Origin of the sequence: Chryseobacterium sp. Leaf201 (genome assembly GCF_001421435.1) — a bacterium.
Taxonomy (GTDB): Bacteria; Bacteroidota; Bacteroidia; order Flavobacteriales; family Weeksellaceae; genus Chryseobacterium.
In genome coordinates this window covers 1-6,112 of sequence record NZ_LMKA01000015.1, presented here as the reverse complement: position 1 = coordinate 6,112, position 6,112 = coordinate 1, and the positions used below count along the sequence as shown (strand labels likewise).

Genomic DNA, 6,112 nt, shown 5'->3' with positions numbered 1-6,112 from the left:
ATAAGAAATATTTCTTTATTTTTTCTAACATAATAGTAAGAATAAGGAGGCGTCTTTGCGAATTGAAGCGGTTCAATATTAAAGTCTATTACCTCATCATACTGAGGATGTACTTTGATATTCCCCAACGTATCCGCAAGTCCCCATTTTTCTCCTACCTGATAGGGAAGCAGGAAAACTTCATTTTTATTCTGCCCCTCACATGAAAAGAATAAAATCATTAATAAACAATAAACAATATTTTTCATTTTTCTATTTTGTTATATTAAATATAAGGTCTGTAATATTACGACTTTGTGTTCCTAAATCCTGATCAATTGACAAAAATTTTTCTCTTAACGGATCGCCTAAATCATATATATCAATCGTTGGTTTATTTTTATTTTTAATGACAGTACGGTCAAATAGCCCCCCTTCGAGATCTATACTAAATGCTGCTTTTGCTTCTGCAGCAAGTTTTGCATTAATAGTTCCCGATAGGTCTATGCCCCCCTCTAATGCAAAAGTAATTTCAAATACATCTCTCAGGTAACAAAACAATTTACTAAATATCAAATCCATAACCCATCCTGTTGCATTTATTCCGTTCATTGCATAATCTGCAGCTTTAGAAGCAAGTTCAAATACTTCGGATATAACATTTCTTGTATATTGCTTTTTATCATCATCAGAAATATTTTCATAGCGGTAATCATAAAGTTTTATCTGCCATGGAGTAGCCCCTTGACTCTTATCCGGATTGATAATAGTACTTGCTTTTACAGCTTCTACAAGTTCATGTATCTTTCCACTGATATATTCCAATGCTGCTTGATCATCAAAAGTAGCATCTCCTTTGTTAAATATATCATTAAACCTCTGCCAAAGCCAATTTTGAACATTCAAAACCATTTGCCGATCAGAACCATGTTGGTTTTGAAACCCGTACCACCACATCAGAAAATCCATAAGACTAGAAATAGCAGTTCGTAATGCCTGATATTGTTCATGTCCGGAAATCTTAAGGGTAATATCTGCATCATAAATAAAATTAAAACCTATTCCCATTTTTTCAATAATCAAGTCCTTTAAAGTACCTTCAAATATTTCTTTAGATTCATACCAGGCCATGATGCGTCCTATTTCTTTACCTAATAACATTTTATTTGCTTCTATACCATCCTTTTTCCTGTATTGAATACTATCAATCATATCAATTGCCTGTCCCACATTGAAACGGTTATTATCAGACATAATCTGTTTTAAAACATCTTTTTTCAGCAATACAGAAAATTCATCACCTGTCTGCAAATAATCAACACTTCCTGTATTGGTACCCACTTTATATAATCTGTCAATTGACTTTATTTTTCTTTGTGGGTCAAGACCATCCATATCTACATTGAGTTTTGTGTAGAAGAATATTCCTCTGTCAAATGATAATTCTTGTGCTTCAGACGAGATTCCTGTAATATCTAACAGTTTTTTTAATCCCTCATTATTTCCAATTTGTCCGGTAGCTGCTATAGAATTTCCTAATTGCAGTTCTACTTTTACAGGGGTAATACTAAGCGTTTTAGGATTAAAAACACCTCCCGTATAATCAGCGGTATATTCAATATCTACCAATTTACAATCTGCAGTGAAATTAAAATTAAAATTAAGGTATTTTAGCAATTCATTAAAAGAATACCAACTCTGTTTTTTATCTGCCACAGCATCATCATCCACAAATTGATCTGCATGCTGTGCCCCGTCACTTTGTTCCGTACGAACTCCTAACGTTACTGTTGTATCACCTTCTACCTCTATTGATTCTCCGGCACTGAGATTCAGTTTTGTAAGATATTGGTAAGGATCTAGATTTACCACATTAAAATATGCCAATATTTTGCTAGCAAGTACAGCCGAAAGTTGGGCTCCGCTGGTTGAAGGCCCCATTGCTGCAATCATCATTGAAATAAGAGCTGTGTTTTCTTTTTTAATGGGAAACTCGAACTCTGCTTTTCCCTCAATATAAGGCATAATAGCTAATTGCGCCCCTCCTTGAAGATATAATCCTGCATTTAATTTTTTATTTCTTTTAGTAGCTCCTACTCCTATTCCTACTCCTGCTTCTAGCCCAGTATCTATACCTATTTCAAATTTACTTTTCTGGGAAATACAAATTGTCAGGTCACTTCTTGGAGTCATTGCCCTCCACATAAAAAATTCTGCTTCGAAACCTGTTTTTATAGGTATTCCCCAAGTCACACTTGCCCCTGCTTTAAAATGTGCTCCTGTTCCTCTTGGCCAATACTGGCCGATCTGATATATAATATAACTATATGAATCTTTGAAAAACTTAAGCGTTTCTTCATAGAAACTTACAACGCGTGTTGCAGCCTGGTCATAAGTATCATTCAGCAAATCTGAAAAAGTTTCTTGCTGCATTTGTCGATTTTGGATTTCCTGTGCAATCTCATTCTTTAAAGTTGTAGACAAAGCTGTTCTGTAATTTCCTCCTGAAAGCATTAAGTCAGGATTAAAATTTAAATGATAGTAAAGCATTTCTGCAAAACCTTTTGGAGGGACTACGATTGTCTGCCCAGGAGTTAATGTAAACTGAACTGAGGAAAAATTTGAGTATTGATCAATATTTCTTAAGAAACTGTAAAAATTAGGAAGCTTACTTGTAGGATATATATTCTGATTAAAAGGATTTTTATTTTCATGAATAAAAATACTATTAAGTTTATCATAAAATGCCTTATTTTTTACCAGTCCGCTTACTTTAATAGGCCCTTCCTGATTTTTACTGTTAAGGTTATAGAAATACAACAATAACATATAAAATTTCGATCTGGTATCATTAGCACTTCTAAATTCTTTTTTAGGAATTTTTATAACATCAATACCTTCAATATTTTTGAATACAATATCATGATCAACATAATAATGCTGCTGAATAACTGATGTAATATTATCGTTATTCTTAATCTGATAGAGCTGTGAATCAGGAAGCCGTACCGGTGCAAATACTTTTACTTTCTTTTCATTTTTCTTTCTTAGAAGTACAGATCTATCGTTATATTTATTCTTGCTGACATCCAAATGCTGATCTACCAGTTTATTAATTCCTGAGACTGGAAATGCTGTATAATATTCATTATCCGCATCACCGAGGATCTGAACATAATGAATACTTTTATCCTTTATTTCAACGGTTTTAAGTTCATCTTGTTCATTATAATATTTAAAAGTATATGTATACAGGCCATTGGAATCCATTTCATCACTAAAACCAATATATTGATCATCCATGTTACTCTTACTTCCAAGATACGCTCCGTTTTTCAAATCAAAAATAGTGTCAGCAAGAGCCATATCCATTTTAGACAAAGTCAAGGCATCAACGATTCCGGTTTGTTCTAAACCTTTCAGAGCTTGAAAGACTTTTACAGCCTGTTCAGTAATATCATCAAATTCCGAAGTCATCGAAAACCCTCCGGGAAGATCATAATTTACACCTGGAATCTGATCAATAATTTTCAGCGCAATTTTTATTCTGCGCACTACATTTACTCTAGGATCGTTTTCCTGAACCGGAATCGTTTTATAAGGATTCTCAACCAATGTTACGAGTTCTTTGCTTGAGGCAAACAAGTCTGTCTTCAAAAGATAAGTACCCTTCATACTTGTTGATGATAGAAAATTTTTAGACGGAATTTTATCCAGTGCTAATTTTGATATATAAATTGCCATAAGTTTTATTATTTATTATTCTTCTTTATACAATTTCCATTGTACTAAATTCCATGTCTACTCCTATACTGTTCCACTTTATATCTTTTATTGTATTTTGAGATGCAAGATTTGTTGGCACTCCTATAACTCTAAGAAAATATGAGGGAATGAAAGAACTTCTGCAAAGAATTTTACCTGTGTTTTTTTTCGCAAATTCATACTTCTTGCTATCAGATGGTGATAAATGGGTGCCTGTAAAATCTATATAAACCGGATGATATCTGAAAACCGTAGTGCCTAAGCTAGATTCATCAAAAGTAAGTGACATTAACGGATTATTAAATCTTATACAGTCATAATAATCCTCTCTGTAAAAATCAAAACTAGTATCGTAATTACTATTACTCACTGGAGTAATAACTTTTTTAAGAACTTCCCTATACTCTGTATTTGTAATACAAAAGGCATCAAAATCTTCAAAGAAGGCATCTGTCAAGGTACCTTCACCTGCTTTCACATATGCAAGCGTCTTGTAATTTGTATTCTGGTTTTTTTTGAAAAGGAAATATTGTAGCATGAAATCAGAGTTTTCTCCATTAATACACCTATAAGGTAATGCTGAAAGGAAACCTAAAGATTGCCCGGAGGTATATTCAAATTCATCAATATACATCTGATAAGAATATTTGCCAGGAGTTAGTAAATTAAATAACTGCTGATATCCATTATCTACTTTATTTCCATTATAGCTTTCCTTTATAGATTGAGAATTAAAAACAAAAAATGTCACATTCTCTTTATCTTTTGCAATTCCCATATTTACCAAATATGCTTTCCTGTTTTTTCTAATAATAGGAGCATTAATTGATGAGTAGACATATACTCTGAAATCTCCATCATCTAAATCTTCATCTCCCAAAATATCCTTCATATGAAGCGGAAAAACGTTATCTAACCTGTCTCCCTGATTATAAAGAAACTCATTTTTATTATTTGAAAGTTTCAGAAGTATATAATTAGATAAGAATTTTCCATTCTCTACTTTAAATTTCTTGAAACTTACAAATCGGCTGTAATGGAAAATAATTTTATTATTGTTATTTTCATTATGTAGGCTATCATTAGCCTGAAGCGTTGAAAAAATATTATTCCCCATTTTCATATTATATGCATATAATATGTAATTGGAAACAGGATCCCCAACTTCCATTGGAAAAGCAATTTGTACAGCTTCGTTTCCGGAAGAACTGGTACCAGAAACCTGATAATCTCGTAGCTGTAAAATTGGCCATTTAGAACTGTAATAATCCATTTCATTAACTACCATTTGATTTGATGAGTTTTTCAAATAAAGCTTGATAGTATCTGAGGTTTTAAAATAATGGTTATAAGAATTACCATAATCATCCCGGATATCAATGTAAACTACGTTCTTATTATAAAATTTATCCAGGATATTTTTAATTTCTACATTATCTTCAGACTGTGAAGAATATATTTTTATTTTGAAATCTCCGTTACTGTAAAAATTTCCTAGGAATGCGCAGTAATCCATATAAGCCAAAATTCTCTCTTTTTGAACCCTATCTCTAAATTTTTGCTCTCCAGTAGCAGTGACAGATAATTTTGGAACTTCAAAAATATCATTTTGCTTTCTAAAGTCTGTTAATTTCGGTTCATAACCTATTTTATCTAAAATGATCTGAAAACCAGCTTTTGTAGTCCCGCCTTTGAACTTTCCTATTTCAAATCCTGCATCTACAATCATTGGATGAAATAAATTTGGATTCTGTGGGTTAGGTCCGTTATTACTTTCCTGAAAAAAAGCCTGTTCTAAATAAAGATCACCGGTAATTTCACAGCCTAAATATCTTTTTGTAGCTATCATAGTTGTGTTATTTTCTGTGTTCATCTTTTGCTGGATATCCTGGATTCTGTCAATAATATTCTTATCAGGGCGCATATTTGATGTTGTAAGTATTTTTCCATCAGCTCCATATAAAGAACTTCTTTTAATACCCCTGTAAACAAAAAACTTAATTGGTATATTATTTAAAATATTAACTTGGATAGGAATTAATGCTATATTTAATAATTCAGGATTAGAGGGAACTTCCTGTGCTAATAATAAAGATTTGCATATTGCAATAGCAGGCGCATTATCAGTTACTGAAAATTTATTTTCTAAATTATAAACATCATGTGTTGAAGAACTTGATAGGGGGCCAAAAGCAAAATCAGAATTTTGTGTCGCACTTATAGCATTAGGATCTGTAAAAAAAAATACCTTTGACATATTTTTAATTTGTTAATTTAGTGTTATTAATAAGAATGTGTTTAAATTTAATTTTTAATCCTGTTATTATTGGATTAAAGAATTTTGTTATTTATTTTATTTCATATCTTC

The 6,112-nt window shown here is 31.9% G+C and carries 3 protein-coding genes; all 3 read right to left on the bottom strand.

From position 1 onward, the window contains the following. On the bottom strand, positions 1-248 hold a 248-nt coding region (locus ASE55_RS02640; RefSeq protein ID WP_131726112.1), incomplete at its 3' end, for a WG repeat-containing protein. A 4-nt stretch (positions 249-252) separates the two neighbouring features. Further along, positions 253-3,723 carry a peptidoglycan-binding domain-containing protein gene (locus ASE55_RS02635; RefSeq protein ID WP_056215175.1) on the bottom strand — a complete coding sequence of 1,157 codons (3,471 nt, stop codon included), beginning with the start codon at positions 3,721-3,723 and terminating at the stop codon, positions 253-255. Between the two features lie 25 nt (positions 3,724-3,748). After that, positions 3,749-6,001, bottom strand: coding sequence for a hypothetical protein (locus ASE55_RS02630; protein ID WP_056215172.1), 2,253 nt, complete (start codon positions 5,999-6,001; stop codon positions 3,749-3,751). Positions 6,002-6,112 lie beyond the last annotated feature (111 nt).

What these genes read in the sequence shown, in the direction of transcription:
- ASE55_RS02635 (WP_056215175.1), bottom strand. Translation starts at nt 3,723, where the DNA reads ATGGCAATTTATATATCAAAATTAGCACTGGATAAAATTCCGTCTAAA.
- ASE55_RS02630 (WP_056215172.1), bottom strand. Translation starts at nt 6,001, where the DNA reads ATGTCAAAGGTATTTTTTTTTACAGATCCTAATGCTATAAGTGCGACA.